Origin of the sequence: Microbacterium murale (assembly GCF_030815955.1) — a bacterium.
GTDB classification, from domain to species: domain Bacteria; phylum Actinomycetota; class Actinomycetes; order Actinomycetales; family Microbacteriaceae; genus Microbacterium; species Microbacterium murale_A.
In genome coordinates, this window is the sequence record NZ_JAUSXK010000001.1 from 2,793,784 (window position 1) to 2,808,141 (window position 14,358).

Below are 14,358 nucleotides of genomic sequence, written 5' to 3' on the forward strand. Positions count from 1 at the left end.
CAGTGACAGACATCATCTCGTTCGATCGGGTCTCCAAAGCGTTCCCCGGAACGCGGCGGGGGCCCGTCGTCGATGCCCTCGAAGACGTCGACCTCGGCGTCGAGCGCGGCTCCATCGTCGGTGTCATCGGATACTCCGGGGCCGGAAAGTCCACGCTCGTCCGGTTGATCAACGGGCTGGAGAAGCCCACCGCCGGCACGGTGAACGTGCTCGGCGTCGACGTCGGACGCGCGTCCGAGACCGAGCTGCGGGGGCTCCGCGCACGCATCGGCATGATCTTCCAGCAGTTCAACCTTTTCAACTCGCGCACGGTCCGCGGCAATGTCGCGTACCCCTTGAAGGTCGCAGGCTGGAAGCGCGCCGACATCGGACCGCGCGTCACCGAACTGCTCGACTTCGTCGGCATCGGCGACAAGGCGAGTCGGTATCCGCGCGCGCTGTCGGGCGGGCAGAAGCAGCGCGTCGGCATCGCCCGTGCGATCGCCGCGAACCCCGAGCTGCTGCTCGCGGACGAGGCCACCAGCGCCCTTGACCCGCAGACGACCGGCGAGGTGCTGGCGCTGCTCAAGGAGATCAACCGCAGCCTCGGCATCACCATCGTCGTCATCACGCACCAGATCTCGGTCGTGCATGAGCTGTGCGATCAGGTCGTCGTGATGGACGGCGGTCGCGTGGTCGACAGCGGTGACACGTATCGCGTGTTCGCGCATCCTCGTGCAGAGCTCACCGAGCGCTTCGTCGCCGCTGTCACTCAGGGGGTGCCGACGGGCGACACCCTGGATTCCCTCATCATCGGCGGAGGCACACTCGTGAGCGTCGACGTCAACGAGTTCACCAGCGAGAACATCGACGAGGTGTTCGAGAAGCACGGCGTGCGCCGCGCGGTCGTGTTCGGAGGCGTCACCGACATCCGTGGGCGACAGCTCGGCACGCTCACCTATCGTCTGCAGGCGGGGGCGGATGCTGTCGCCGAAGCCGTCGGGGAACTCTCGGGGCGCACGAAGGTGTCGGTGCTGCGCGCTGATGCAGCGGTGCCCTCATCCGGTTCATCATCATCCGGATCGGAGGGCGTCGCATGACCGGCATCCACCCGCTCGCGAACTGGGATTCGCTGACGCCGGTGCTGCTGCAGTCGATCCAGGAGACCATCTACATGGTCGCCGTCACCCTTGTGATCGGCGGCGTCGCCGGGCTTCTGATCGGCGCGGTGCTGTACGCGACGCGGCCGGGGAACCTGTTCGGCAACAAAGTCGTCTTCAACGTGATGAACCTGGTGATCAACGTCATCCGGCCGATCCCGTTCATCATCTTCCTGACGGCCGTGGGCCCCGTCACCAAACTCGTCGCGGGGACGACGCTCGGCACCGAAGCGGCGATCGTGCCCATGACGATCATGGCTGCGGTCGTGATCGGGCGGGTCGTCGAGCAGAACCTCGTCGCCGTCGACCCTGGCGTCGTCGAAGCTGCGCTCGCGATCGGTGCGAAGCGACTGTCGATCCTGTTCGGCGTCGTGATCCCCGAGGCGCTGGCGCCGCTGATCCTCGGGTACACGTTCATGTTCATCGCAGTCGTCGACATGTCGGCGATGGCCGGTTACATCGGTGGCGGCGGACTCGGAAACTTCGCGATCATCTATGGCTACAACCAGTTCGACCAGCAGGCGACCTGGGTCACCGTGGCGATCATCATCGTGATCGTGCAGGTGGGCCAGATCTTCGGCAACTGGCTCGCGCAGCGCGTGCTGCGCCGGTAGGCGCGGGCCTGTACAGCGGACGGTTCATCCCCGCCGTCGCCTAATTTGCCGCCGCCGCGTCACTTCTGATACCCAACCGCCTCCTTCTTCTCAGGAGCTGTTGTACGTGCGGGGGCTACCTCGCCCGACGGCTGTAATCAAAGGGGAGAATGCGTTGAACGAGAACAGTAACGAGCAGTCGGTGCAACCGCGAGCGGTGAGCCGCCGCACAGTCGTCAAGGGCGCGGCATGGTCTCTGCCCATCATCGCCGTGGCGACTGCGGTGCCGGCACATGCGGCGAGCCTGACGTGCGATGACAGACTTGCGGCAGGGGCATTCTCGCCGCTGACCGTGAAGACCGAAGTCGTCTCGATGCCGCCCTACCGCACGACCACAGCCTCTGGGTTGCCGGCGCGCAACTTCGCGACGAACACCACGATGTTCATGCAGTCGACGGTCACCTACGCGGGCACGGAACCCCTGCCGGCGGGAGGGCAGATCACGCTTGCTTTGTCGCTCGACAACACAAGGACGTGGACCGTCAGCAACGCAACGCCGGTCACGGGCGGCGTGTATCTCGGGGCGCCCACGTACGACCAGAGCTCGACAGGGCCGATCAACTCCGGTCAGAATCAGACTGCGAGCGTACGGTACGTGACGACCGCGCCGCTTCCTCCGGGAGCCGTCATCACCATCACCTGGGAATTGAATGTGACCGGTAGTTCTGGGGGGTCGGCGCCGTACGCGATCACCCGCACCCGGTTCACGAATCCCTGCTCGCCAACCGGGACCGCAATCAACCGCTCTCTTGTGGCGATGGAGACGACCGGGGTCATCGCGGACGCGACCGTCGGAGTCACCACGCAACCCACGTTCAGGTTCGCCCCGTACGACGGCTGGGCGACGCCGTCCCCGAACTACCCGTGAGTGAAGGCCTGGTCACGGCCGCCGCGGCGCTAGTCGACGGCGGCCGTGATCAGGATCGGGCGGTGGTCGCTCGAACGTTGCGGCAGGGTCTGGATGCTGTCGATCGTGAAGCCGTTCGACGTCGCGAAGTCGTAGTGGCCCTTGAACACCCGGTAGCGGGTGTACGTCCGCTCGTCGCTGAGCGTCAGCGTGTACCCGTGGTCACGGACAGTCTGTCCGAGGTTCTCCTTGAACACGGGGTAGTTATAGTCGCCGACCATGAGCACCGGCATGCCGCGCCCCATCGACTCGAGCTCGGTGAGTGCTGCGCGGATCTGGTTGCGCCGTAACGAGTTCAGCGCGGTGAGCGGCGCCGCGTGGAACGATGCGACGATCAGTTCCCGACCGTCGTCGATGTCCTGCAGACGCGCACCCAGCACACGTTCGTGCGCCGGCTTCAGGACGCGATCATGCAGCGACTTCTTCAGCTCGAACGTACGCATCTCCTGCAGACGGAAGGTGTTCATCCGGTAGTAGAGGGCCAGCCCGAGCCGGTTGCCCTGCGTGGCATCCGCCAACGCGAGCCCGGAGATCTCGTCGGGCAGCGCCTGCACGTCGCATTCCTGCAGGCACAGGATGTCGGGCTCGTGCTCGGTGACGAGCTCCTTGAGCTCGGTCGCCGCACGATGCTTGCGCAGGTTGTAAGAGATGACCTTCATCGCTGTCCACGCTACTGCGTTCGGCTGGGGGTGGTCTGCCCGATTATTCAGTCGGGTCTGTCGCCGTCGCGCCGGGCGCGTGTCTGCTCGGCGCGCGCGGCGAGCAGGTCGTCGGCGGGGTAGCCGACTTCGGTGAGTGTCAGACCACGGGCCGCGAGCACCTTGAACTCACTGGTGCGTTCGAGCGCGTCGCGCAGCAGCACGAGATCGCTCACGTCGAGGCGCTGCTCGCCGACCGCGACGCATCCTCCGACCAGTGCGCGCACCATGCTGTGGCAGAACGCGTCGGCCTTCACCTCGGCGACGAGCACCCCATCGGCGTCGCGTCGCCAGCGATAGTCGAGCAGCGTGCGGATCGTCGTCGCGCCCTCGCGAGGCTTGCAGTAGGCGGCGAAGTCATGCAGGCCGATGAGGCTCTGCGCCGCAGCATCCATCGCCTGGATCTCGAGTTCCCCGCGGACGCTGGTGGTGTCGAACCGGCGCGCGGGGTCGTAACCGGCGACGTCATCGGCGATGCGGTACCGGTACCGCCGCCACACGGCGGAGAAGCGGGCGTCGAACCCCTCGGGTGCGATGGAGGAGTGGTGGACGGTGACATCGGAATAGGCGCCGAGCACCCCGCGGATGCGTCCGGCGACGGAGCCTGCGGGATCACGGGCCGCTCGACCGTGCCGCGCTTCGATGCGCGACCATTGCTCGTCATCGAGATCGACGTGCGCGACCTGGCCGGCGGCGTGCACTCCGGCATCCGTCCGCCCGGCGACGACGAACTGCACGTCAGAGCCGACGATGCGTGCGAGCGCAGCTTCGAGCGTGCCCTGCACCGTGCGCAGCTGCGGCTGCTTCGCCCAACCGCGGAAGTGGGTGCCGTCGTAGGCGATGTCGAGCCGGATTCGCACGGAACCAGCCTAGACGGGAAGTGTCGGCCCCGAGTGGCTGCCGGCGCTGGGCGGGTTCCCACGGCCGAACCTGTGCACGGCCGATTCCCGTTTGGGGCTCGGATGCCGTAAGCTATCCCTTTGGTACTCGACTGCAGAGTGCCGCGAACGTGAGCCCTCCACTGGCGTGTTTGACCCCTTAGGGAAAAACCACCCCGGAGTGGGATTCACGAACCTCTCCGTTCGAAACAAGAAAGCAGCACTATTGTGACGCGCACATACACCCCGAAGGCCGGGCAGATCCAGCGTGACTGGGTCGTCATCGACGCTAACGACGTCGTTCTCGGTCGCCTCGCCTCGCACGCCGCAGCGCTCCTGCGCGGCAAGCACAAGGCCACCTTCGCCAACCACCTCGACTCGGGTGACTTCGTCATCATCATCAACGCCGACAAGGTCGCGATGACGGGTCAGAAGCTCCAGAAGAAGATGGCCTACCGCCACTCGGGTTACCCGGGCGGCCTCACGAAGGTCTCCTACGAGGAGCTCCTGGCCAAGAACCCGATCCGCGCTGTCGAGAAGGCCGTCCGCGGCATGCTCCCCAAGAACAGCCTCGGTCGTCAGCAGCTGACGAAGCTCAAGGTGTACGTCGGTGCAGAGCACCCGCACGCCGCTCAGCAGCCCAAGACGTACACCCTCGACCAGGTCGCCCAGTAAGCGCCGCTAAGACTACTAAGGACATTCTCGTGGCTGATACTCAGGACACCACCGAAACCCCTCAGAACTACTCGACCTCCAGCCCGGAGACCGTTGAGACCGAGGCGGCTCCCCGTCCGGTTCTCAACGTTCCCGGCGCAGCTGTCGGCCGTCGCAAGCAGGCCATCGCCCGCGTGCGTCTGGTCCCCGGCTCGGGCGTCATCACGGTCAACGGCCGTACGCTCGAGGACTACTTCCCGAACAAGCTGCACCAGCAGCTGATCAACGACCCGTTCACGGTGCTGAACCTCGTCGGTGCGTACGACGTCATCGCGCGCATCTCCGGTGGCGGCGACTCGGGCCAGGCCGGCGCACTGCGTCTCGGCATCGCCCGTTCGCTGAACGGCATCGACGAGGAGAACAACCGCGCGACCCTCAAGAAGGCCGGCTTCCTCTCTCGTGACGCCCGCGTCATCGAGCGCAAGAAGGCTGGTCTCAAGAAGGCCCGCAAGGCGCCTCAGTACTCGAAGCGTTAAGCACGAGAGCCCCGATGCCGCTTTTCGGCACGGACGGCGTTCGAGGACTTGCCAATGGCATCCTCACCGCCGACCTCGCGCTCACCCTGGCCCAGGCGACAGCTGTCGTCCTGGGCCAGGGCCGCACCGCGGAGGCACGCAAGTCAGAGGGAAAGCGACTGTCCGCAGTCGTGGCCCGCGACCCGCGCATTTCCGGTGAATTCCTCGTGGCCGCAGTCTCTGCAGGCCTCGCAGCATCCGGCGTCGACGTTCTCGACGCCGGTGTCATCCCCACTCCGGCCCTGGCGTTCCTCGTCGCGGACCACGATGCCGACTTCGGCGTCATGGTGTCCGCGTCGCACAACCCCGCGCCCGACAACGGGATCAAGATCTTCGCCCGCGGCGGCGTGAAGCTCCCCGATGAGGTCGAGCAGCGCATCGAAGCCGCGATGGCGGGGAAGAAGCTTCAGCCCACCGGTGTCTCCGTCGGCCGTATCGAGCGGTTCTCCGACGCGGAAGACCGCTACGCGCTGCACCTGCTTGCTTCGCTGCCGCACCGGCTCGACGGCATCCACGTCGTTCTCGACTGCGCGAATGGCGCAGCGTCCGGCGTCTCACCTGAGACTTTCACCGACGCCGGCGCGAACGTGACCGTCATCGGCGCCGAACCCGACGGCATCAACATCAACGACGGTGTCGGTTCGACGCACCTCGACAATCTCGCAGAAGCGGTCGTGCGTCTCGGCGCCGACGTCGGCATCGCGCACGACGGGCGACGCTGATCGCTGCCTCGCGGTGGATGCCGACGGCAACGTCGTCGACGGCGACCAGATCATGGCCATCCTCGCGGTGGCGATGAAGGAGCGGGGACACCTCACAGACGACACGCTCGTCGCGACAGTGATGAGCAACCTCGGCCTGCACAAGGCGATGAAGGCGAACGGCATCACCGTGCGCCAGACGGCTGTCGGCGACCGCTATGTGCTCGAAGACATGAACGCCGGCGGCTATGCGCTCGGTGGCGAGCAGTCCGGCCACGTCATCATGAGCGAGTTCGCCACCACCGGCGACGGCGTGCTGTCGGGCCTGCATCTGGTCGCCGAGATGGCACGCCAGAAGAAGACGCTCGCCGAGCTCGCGTCGATCATGACCGTCTTCCCGCAGGTGCTCATCAACGTGCGCGACGTCGACAAGGATCGCTGCGCCGACGACGAGGGCGTGCAGGATGCTGTCGCCGCTGTCGAGGCGGAACTCGGAGACACCGGGCGAGTGCTGCTGCGCAAGTCCGGCACCGAGCAGCTGGTTCGAGTGATGGTCGAGGCGGCGGATGCTGAATCCGCTCAGTCCTACGCACAGCGCCTCGCGGATGTGGTCAAGGAGCGTTTGGCGCTCTGAGTGCCGGCGGTCCCGAACTGCTCGAGGCCTGCGAAGAAGAGTTTCCGGGCTCCCGAGCTTCCGGAATGCCCGGAAACTCTTCTTTCAGCCTCTGACGGCTCGGCGGAGGACTCCGTCGCGACTCTGTCGAGAACTCACCGCAGTACTTCGACGAGGACGACCCACGACACCACGATCGCCGTGACGATCGCCAGCAGGCACCCGGCTGCGGCGAGGACGAGTCCGCTCGAACTCCCCAGCGCCAACGCGACTCCCGCCGCGATGTACCCGGCGACCGGTAGCCACCCGAGCACCGCCTTCGCGACGCGCCCGTGCTGTTGCGATTCCGAGTCGACCATGATCACGCGGGTCGCGTGGAATTGGAACACACCGGCGGTGAGGGCACCGACGAGAACGACGATTCCATACCAGGTCGGGTCGACTCGTGGGACGAGCCCGACGGCGGATGCGACGAGAGCCAGCACGAGTGAAGCGATCGCAGCGCCCAGCCGCGCTGTGAGCGTGCCGGCCTTGATGATCTTGTCGATGTTCACGCTCGCGGCGACGATCACGAGGCCCGCGAGGGCTGCGCTCGCGCCCGCCATCGCGACGTTGAAATCGCTCCAACCCGCCAGCGCGTCGGTCATGCGCTCAGAGTACTCGCGCGTGCGACCCGCGGGTAGAGACGTGAAACGGAAGCGGCCGGCGGTGGCACCGAGCCTGAGCGGTTGCCCCTACAGTGCGCCCCAGCGCCCGATCGGCCAGAGGATCAGGCTGACCTTGCCCACGACGTCGTCGCGCGTCGCCCAACGCCAGCACGAATCGTCCGCATCCGGCGCACCGCGGCAATGAGCCGCCGAGTCCGAAGAATTGGCACGGTTGTCGCCGAGCACGAGATACGACCCGGGGGGTACCGTCACCGCGTCGAAACAGCGCAGCGATGCCGGCTCCGTCGTACAGTCGAGTGTTCCGGCCTCGAAAGGGAAATCTGACCCCAGATACGTCTCGTCGAGTGCGACGCCGTCGACGGTGATAGCGCCGGATGCGGTGCAGCACTCCACGACCTGTCCTGGCCCGGCTATCACCCGCTTCACGAGCGTGTGGGGACCGGACGGGCCGAAGCCGGTGACCTCACCGACCCATCGGGCCGCAGCCTTCCACCAGGGTTCGGACTCAGTGGCGTGCGTGCCCCAGGTCTCGTCGGCATCGAAGACGATGATGTCGCCTGTCGCCGGCTCTGATCCGACGTAGGCGAGCCGATTGACCATGAGCCGATCGCCGGGCTGCAGGGTCGACTCCATCGACGCGGAAGGCACCAGATACGGTTTCGCGACGAAGGTCAGCAGCAGCCCTGCGACGACGAACGCGGCGATCAGGTGAAACCAGGTGCTGCCGACGATTCGTCGCCAGATCGGCCGGGGTGCGGAAGCGGCGGGAGCGTCGGTCGTCACAGCCCCACGTTACCGGGCGCATGCTGCGTCGCGCTGACGAACGGATGCCGCGGCGCGCTTTCACGGACTCTGCGAGCCGGGCACGCCTCGCCCGGCGATAGCGTACGTCTGCGCTACGGTGCAGCGCAGATCTGGAACATGCCGCCGTCTACGAAGACCTCGGTGGCGCACTCCATCCCGGTGAGGCGCGGCACGTCCGTCATGGACGCGGCGTCGAACAGACCCACGTGCGCGCCGATGAGCACGATCGGAGCGACTGCCGCACCCCACGGCTCCGCGGCGAGCCATTCGACGTCGTTCTCCTCGACCCATTCCTTCAGTGGCGCGACGGCGGCGCGCTGTGTCTCGAGCGTGAGCCACGGCGGCTGAGTCGCAGCGACCGCGTGCACGGCAGCTCCCGCACCCACGCCGAGCGCGATGACGGATGCAGCGACCACAGACACGATGCGAAGGTGCTGCACGCGCAGCATCTGCTGAGCTCCCCACACCGCGCCGGCCGCGAGGATAGGGAAGAACGCGAACACGCCAGGAGCCGGATGCCGTACCCACAGCGGCAGGTGCGATGCGGTTGCCCACCACGCGACGAAGGCGAGTCCGCCGACGGCGGCCGTCGCGATGTACAGCACGGCGCTGGACGAACGCGAGCTCGCGCCTGGCGAGGCTGAACCACCCGTATCCGACACCGACCCCGCATCCGACACGGCATCCGGCACCCTGCGCGAAATCCACAGCCCTCCGACGATCAGCACGACAGAGACCGCCGCGACGATCACCGCAACCCACACCGGTACCGACCACGACTCCGCGAGCGTCGTGAGCTTCTGCGCGATCGTGGTCGGTTCGCCGAGCTGTCCACCGCTGCGTACGAAGTCGCGCAGCGCGCGCAGGTGCTCGATGAATCCGCCGAAGCCGAACGTCAGCAGCGCGGCGAGCTCGAACAGGAACGTCGGCAGCGCCACGAAGAGCAGCGGCACCCAAGAGCGGCGTACGAAAGCGCCTACGCGCGCCCAACCAGAGCCGGGAGAGAGCAGGAAGAGCGCGACGGCGAATGCGGGTAGCGCGAGCAGAACGATGAGTTTCGCCTGCACGGCGAGTCCGACCAGCAGCCCCGCGAGCCACGCACGTCGTGGCAGCACGACGAGCGCCCAGACGAGCAGCGCCGCCGCGGGAATCTCACCGAGCAGGTCGGCCGGCCCCTGGATGGGCGATACGCCGGCCGATGTCGTGAATGCGAGGGGCGTTGCGACCGCGACGAGGGCTGCCCAGCGTCCGCCGATGCGGCGTCCGAGCACCCAGAGACCGGCGAGCAGCAGTATCCAGTAGGCAAGAGGCACCAGGCGTGCCGCGAGCACCGGGTCGATTCCGGTGGCGAGCAGAGCGGCGACCGGCAGCAGCACGGCAGGGCCGGTCGATATGCGCGCGTCGAACAGGGTGATGATCGATCCGGAGAGGGCGCCGTCGCTGGCATAGCCGAGACCGGCGAGCAGATTGCGCGGCACCGTGAGGTTGAAGGCCTCGTCTTCCCAGAACCGCCAAACGGTGAGGCTCTGCCAGGCGACGAGCACGTGCCCGACCAGCAGGGCTGCGGCCAGCACCCAGAAGACGACGGAACGCGCCCTGGTCATATCAGTCGGCGGATCCTGGTCGTCGGATGCTGCGCAGCGGCGCCGATGGACGCAGGGACAGAGTCCAGACCTCCTGCAGGGCCGCGACGGCGAACTGCCGCAGGCGCTTGGGAGGCAGCCGAACCCCGGCCGCGCGACCCCACATGGTGCCGCTGGTCGATTCGCCACGGCGCGGGATGCTGGCCACACGCACGTAGCGAACGGTGAAGCCGCCGCGGGCTTCGGCGAGCGAGAAGTGCACGTGCGGCACGCTCGCGTCGGCGGGCACGGCATCCACCAAGGCGCTCAGTGCGGCGGGGCGGTAGGCGCGCAGGGGAGTGTTGACGTCGGGAATGCGGCGACCGGATGCTGCGGCGATGAGCAGTCCGACGGCGCCGGTGAGCACCTGCCGGTACCAAGGATCGGTGCGGCCGTCGCGCACGCCGTGCACGACATCGGCTCCGGTGGACTCCGCGGCTGCGATGAGACGCACGAAGTCGGCGCCGAGGAACTGGCCGTCGCCGTCGACGTGCACGAGCAGATCAGGATCGGATGCCAGCCCTGCGCGGTATGCAGCCAGAGCAGTGGGGCCGTGGCCGCGGTTGGCCGACTGGGTCTGCACGTCCACGTCTGCCACATCGTCGAAGACGTGCGCGGTGTCGTCGGTCGAGCGGTCGTCGGCGATGACGAACGAGACATGGGCGGCGAGCGGTGAGACGTGCTCGCGGATCTCGTCGACGAAGCCCCGGATGCCTTCGGCTTCGTTGTATGCCGGCATGACGATGGCGAGATGGGAGAAGGTCAAAGAGGTTCCTCGGCGGGCGTGTGCGGCGAGAGTACGCGCACGAAGTAGCCTAGTCGAGTGAAGATCCCTGCCCGTCTGCGCCGCCTTGTGGGCGTGGGAAGCCGTTTCCTCGTGGTCGGTGCGCTCAGCACGGTCATCGAGATCGCGGTGTTCAACCTGCTCGTGTTCGTCTGGGGCTGGGACCCGGTGCTCTCGAAGATCGTCGCTTCGCTCGTCGCACTCGTGAACGCATACATCGGCAACCGGGAGTGGGCGTTCCGTCACCGCGATCGGCGCGGACGCGTCTCGGAGCTGGTGCTGTTCGTGGGAGTGAACCTGGCGTGCACGCTGCTGGGTGCCGCCCTCGTCTGGCTGGGCGTCGTGGCACTGGAGGCCATCGTGGGTCACGCGACCGGCGCGCTCGCGCTCAACGTCGTGAACCTCATCAGCATCGTGATCGTGGTGCTGATCCGGTTCGTGCTCTACCACAAGGTGGTTTTCCGGGTTGCTCCGACGAGCTGACCTCACCCGTTCATCGACGGTTGCCGCCGCAGCGTTCGCGGCGTCGCCCCGTACTCCTGGTCGAGGGCGCGTCGCATGCTCATGGCTGTGCGGAACCCGGCGCGTTCCATGATCTCGGTCACGCTGAGGTGGGAGTGCCGACTGTCCGTGAGCAGGGCGCGGGCCACCCGGGCTCTCTGCCACCGGATCTCGCTCGCGATCGTCTTGCCCTCCTCGGCGAATCCAATCTGAAGCAGCCGCAGAGAGGTGTGGACAGCGTGCGCCACAACGGCAGGAGTGAGGTCAGGGTCGGTGCACTGCTGCGAGATCAGCGCGATCGCGCGGGTGACTGGAGTATCTCGATGCTCCTGCCCGGCCAAGCCGAATCGGTCGAGCAGGATGGCACCGCTCATCTCGGCCAACAGCTGTGCGATCGCGTACCTTTCTATGCTCGTCGGCGCCGTATCGGCATCCAGCAGCTCTTCGACAAACCGTTGCATGCTTCGATCGAGTACTCGTCGATCAGGATACGTTCGCGGTTTCGTCGGTAGCGACTCGACCATGGTCTCGATTGATGCACGCGGTGACAGGGCGACGATCACGTCCCAGCGCCCGCCGCAAGTCAGCTTCACGTTCGCCCCGCTCGGCGCGAGTATGAGAGTGCTCTGCGGTTCGACCTCTTGCCAGGGCCGACGGCTGAATCCCCTGCTCGTGACGAACAGGAAGAGCGCGTCATCGGGATGCTTGGAGTGCGTTTCGATCGACAACTCAGTGCTCGCGGTGCCTCTTAGCGAAAGGAGCACGATGTCGTCGATCGCATGCTTTCGAATCCGCAACGTATTCATCCCATCGACGCGGATGCCGTGCGGCACAAGGTCTCGAACGTTGATGTCGCGCGCCGAGTCAAGGTGCAGAACTGCGGTGCCGTGACCTTCGGGGCTCAGTGCCCGCGTTGCGGTCTGGCTTCTCGTCCCGCTCACTTGTAGATGAAGAACGCGTAGACCAGCAGAAGAGACCCCGCGGTGAGGATCACCCCGACTGCGAGCTGTTTGAGTCGGGTCACGAAGCGGCTCTCGCTTCGGTAATGGCGCGCCAGCCGGCGTTCCTGTCGACGTCGCCGACGGCGATCGGCTTTGGACGTGCCGGGCGGGGGAGAGGCGTGCAGCCCGCCCCGAAAGGTCTGACGGTCTTGTACCTGGCGATCCATTCGTCTCTCCCGATGTGCGATCGGACGGCTGACAGTTGAGCGGCAGACGTCTATAAGAGAAGGAGTCGATTGATCGTCATAAGTGATGCCGACCTGCTTCCGATCCGCCTCACTGCTCCCACGACACTTCTGTCTGCATTTCGACTCCTTCTTCCTGAAGGCCGTTCAGGCCACGTCGAGTCGCCCGTGGGGAAGGTCGGGAACCCATGCGCCGCGGTCGATGCTCTTGAACGCTCGAAGTCGGCACGGGGGTGCTGATCGATCCGCTGTGCATGTGGATCGGGGACATTGATTGGGGACAGTTTTGGGGATCGCACCTGCGCGCCAACTCACGCGCGCCGCAGTTTTCGGGTCGGTACGCATACTGAAAAGGGACATCGCGCGTGGCTCCGCAGCGAAGCTGCACTCAGAAGCCTTCACTCGGGAACCGGTTCTGGGTCTGCACCTCGTGCGTTCGGGCGAACTGGTCGTGAAAGCAGCGACGACCGGATCCATACTCCTCACCGCTGGTTCGGTATTCGTGACGCAGCAACCGGCGGATGCTGTCGCGCAAAGCCGTACGACGGTGACGACTCTGGTGATTCCTGCTGCGGCAGCGCGGGGCCTTCCGCTGCCTGCGAGCGCTGCATGGCGACTGACCGAAAGTCCGTTGCTGGCGCCGGTCGTCGACTTCATCGTGCGTGCGGGAGATGCAGTCGACCCCGACCTCAATGGATTCAGCGCCTATCATTTCGAGCACCTGTTGCAGGAGATGTTCGTCGGATTGCTGATCGAGACCAACCGTCCGGCGCTGGCCCTAGGTCATCCGCAGCCGTTCACCGATGCACTCGCTGTGATCGTCGTACGGTGTTCTGATCCCCTATTGACTCCTGCCGCCGTCGCACAGGACGTGAGGTTGTCGTTGCGGCAGCTGCAGCGGGTCTTCCGCGAACGCGGAACGACGATCGGGCGTGAGCTCCGCCGAGCGCGCGTTGAACAGGCAATCGCCGTTCTGCGCGACCAGAAGCGCGACGTGCTGAGCATCGATCGGGTCGCCGAAATGGTGGGCTTCAGCAGCGGCTCGAGCCTTGCGCGGGCGATGGCGGCGGAAGGCCATGTCTCGCCGACGCGTGCGGCACGATCTCTTGGGAGCGGGAACAGGAACGATCCAGAGCTGCTGAAGCCTGAGCGGGCTGCATGAGCGTCGACGACCTCGCTCATACCTGAAACGACATCCTCCATACCCAGAACGACGTCTGCAGGCGCCAAGTCCTTAGGGCTCCCGCCCGATCGATTGGATTGAATCGACCGCAACTGCGGTATCAAGCCTGGGAAGGAACACAGATGACATCGTCATCCCAAGAATCGGACGTCCCGCAGAAAGTAACGCCGATGATCAGCCGTCGTACGACCGTCAAGGCCGCAGCCTGGTCAGTACCGGTCATCGCTGCAGCTGTCGCGGCACCGCTGGCGGCCGCCAGCGCGTCGCAGGCGACCATTGCAGCGCTTGTGGGCGGCGGCATCAGTGCTGACGGCGCCTCGGGCACCGCTTCAGGACAGTTCTCGACGTCGGGTATCCAGATCTCGAACGTCGTTGGTGAATGGTCGACCGGCGCGTTGACGGCTTCGTATCGGCTGACCGGCCCCTGGTCGACCGGTGCGATAGTGAAGCCAGACGGTACGGCGTTCGCACAGGGCGAGGTCATCGCCTACGGTGGCGCGGTCTGGACCGTCGCATTCGTCGATGTCGACTCGTCCGGCACCTGGGAGGTCAGGTTCACCAGCGACTCGGTCACGGTGAAGTCCGACACGGTCATAGCGATGCCTCCTGCGAAGTACTCCGGCACCTTCGTTCAGGGTGTGCCGACGCCCCGCAATCCGATTCAGGGCACAGTGGCGGTGTCGGCAGCGAACATCAACGACAATCTCGCTGTGGCGGCGTCAGCGAGCTATCCGGCCTGACGAGCAGGTTCGCAACGGCCTGGTTCCGGTATCCCACCGGGACCAGGCCGTT

General features: G+C 66.2%; 16 protein-coding genes and 1 pseudogene. 9 read left to right on the top strand and 8 right to left on the bottom strand.

Annotated features, from left to right (window positions below; genetic code table 11):
* Positions 1–2 precede the first annotated feature (2 nt).
* The 3 genes from QFZ46_RS13625 to QFZ46_RS13635 all read left to right on the top strand — a co-directional run bounded on the left by QFZ46_RS13625 (position 3) and on the right by QFZ46_RS13635 (position 2,660).
* Positions 3–1,079: a methionine ABC transporter ATP-binding protein gene (locus QFZ46_RS13625; protein ID WP_307362382.1), complete on the top strand. Its 1,077-nt coding sequence runs from the start codon at positions 3–5 to the stop codon at positions 1,077–1,079.
* The gene (locus tag QFZ46_RS13630) at positions 1,076–1,753 is read left to right on the top strand and encodes a methionine ABC transporter permease (RefSeq protein WP_307362384.1); all 678 of its coding nucleotides are present in this window, start codon (positions 1,076–1,078) and stop codon (positions 1,751–1,753) included. The genes QFZ46_RS13625 and QFZ46_RS13630 overlap by 4 nt, the downstream gene beginning before the upstream one ends.
* Positions 1,754–1,907: 154 nt before the next feature.
* Positions 1,908–2,660, top strand: a complete 753-nt coding sequence (locus tag QFZ46_RS13635; RefSeq protein ID WP_307362387.1) for a hypothetical protein — start codon at positions 1,908–1,910, stop codon at positions 2,658–2,660.
* A gap of 29 nt (positions 2,661–2,689) precedes the next feature.
* Here QFZ46_RS13635 and QFZ46_RS13640 read toward each other — a convergent pair whose 3' ends face one another.
* Positions 2,690–3,358: an endonuclease/exonuclease/phosphatase family protein gene (locus tag QFZ46_RS13640; protein WP_307362390.1), complete on the bottom strand. Its 669-nt coding sequence runs from the start codon at positions 3,356–3,358 to the stop codon at positions 2,690–2,692.
* 47 nt (positions 3,359–3,405) lie between these two features.
* Positions 3,406–4,257 carry a tRNA pseudouridine(38-40) synthase TruA gene (truA, locus tag QFZ46_RS13645; protein ID WP_307362393.1) on the bottom strand — a complete coding sequence of 284 codons (852 nt, stop codon included), beginning with the start codon at positions 4,255–4,257 and terminating at the stop codon, positions 3,406–3,408.
* Between the two features lie 246 nt (positions 4,258–4,503).
* On the opposite strand from truA, the gene rplM reads away from it, so the two are divergent.
* The 3 genes and pseudogenes from rplM (at position 4,504) to glmM (ending at position 6,839) form a co-directional block, all read left to right on the top strand.
* Positions 4,504–4,950 (top strand): 50S ribosomal protein L13, encoded by a 447-nt coding sequence (rplM, locus tag QFZ46_RS13650; RefSeq protein WP_307362394.1) that lies wholly within the window; start codon positions 4,504–4,506, stop codon positions 4,948–4,950.
* Between the two features lie 29 nt (positions 4,951–4,979).
* Complete coding sequence (gene rpsI, locus QFZ46_RS13655) at positions 4,980–5,465, top strand: 30S ribosomal protein S9 (RefSeq protein WP_307362395.1); 486 nt, start codon at positions 4,980–4,982, stop codon at positions 5,463–5,465.
* Between the two features lie 14 nt (positions 5,466–5,479).
* A pseudogene (glmM, locus tag QFZ46_RS13660) lies at positions 5,480–6,839 on the top strand (phosphoglucosamine mutase).
* A gap of 134 nt (positions 6,840–6,973) precedes the next feature.
* Here glmM and QFZ46_RS13665 read toward each other — a convergent pair.
* The 4 genes from QFZ46_RS13665 to QFZ46_RS13680 all read right to left on the bottom strand — a co-directional run bounded on the left by QFZ46_RS13665 (position 6,974) and on the right by QFZ46_RS13680 (position 10,678).
* Positions 6,974–7,465: a hypothetical protein gene (locus QFZ46_RS13665; protein ID WP_307362396.1), complete on the bottom strand. Its 492-nt coding sequence runs from the start codon at positions 7,463–7,465 to the stop codon at positions 6,974–6,976.
* Between the two features lie 87 nt (positions 7,466–7,552).
* A complete protein-coding gene (gene lepB, locus QFZ46_RS13670) occupies positions 7,553–8,269 on the bottom strand; it encodes a signal peptidase I (protein WP_307362398.1) in 717 nt (238 codons plus the stop codon).
* Between the two features lie 113 nt (positions 8,270–8,382).
* Positions 8,383–9,894: a hypothetical protein gene (locus tag QFZ46_RS13675; protein ID WP_307362400.1), complete on the bottom strand. Its 1,512-nt coding sequence runs from the start codon at positions 9,892–9,894 to the stop codon at positions 8,383–8,385.
* Between the two features lies 1 nt (position 9,895).
* Positions 9,896–10,678 carry a glycosyltransferase family 2 protein gene (locus QFZ46_RS13680; RefSeq protein ID WP_307362401.1) on the bottom strand — a complete coding sequence of 261 codons (783 nt, stop codon included), beginning with the start codon at positions 10,676–10,678 and terminating at the stop codon, positions 9,896–9,898.
* Between the two features lie 57 nt (positions 10,679–10,735).
* Here QFZ46_RS13680 and QFZ46_RS13685 point away from each other — a divergent pair, with 57 nt between their 5' ends.
* Positions 10,736–11,179, top strand: coding sequence for a GtrA family protein (locus QFZ46_RS13685; RefSeq protein ID WP_307362404.1), 444 nt, complete (start codon positions 10,736–10,738; stop codon positions 11,177–11,179).
* A 2-nt stretch (positions 11,180–11,181) separates the two neighbouring features.
* Here QFZ46_RS13685 and QFZ46_RS13690 read toward each other — a convergent pair whose 3' ends face one another.
* Entirely contained in the window at positions 11,182–12,138 is a 957-nt protein-coding gene (locus tag QFZ46_RS13690; protein ID WP_307362406.1) for a helix-turn-helix domain-containing protein, read from the bottom strand.
* Positions 12,135–12,365, bottom strand: coding sequence for a hypothetical protein (locus tag QFZ46_RS13695; RefSeq protein WP_307362408.1), 231 nt, complete (start codon positions 12,363–12,365; stop codon positions 12,135–12,137). The genes QFZ46_RS13690 and QFZ46_RS13695 overlap by 4 nt, the downstream gene beginning before the upstream one ends.
* A gap of 469 nt (positions 12,366–12,834) precedes the next feature.
* Here QFZ46_RS13695 and QFZ46_RS13700 point away from each other — a divergent pair, with 469 nt between their 5' ends.
* A complete protein-coding gene (locus QFZ46_RS13700) occupies positions 12,835–13,545 on the top strand; it encodes a helix-turn-helix transcriptional regulator (protein ID WP_307362410.1) in 711 nt (236 codons plus the stop codon).
* 191 nt (positions 13,546–13,736) lie between these two features.
* On the top strand, positions 13,737–14,306 hold the full coding sequence (locus QFZ46_RS13705; protein ID WP_307362412.1) for a hypothetical protein: 570 nt from the start codon (positions 13,737–13,739) through the stop codon (positions 14,304–14,306).
* Positions 14,307–14,358 lie beyond the last annotated feature (52 nt).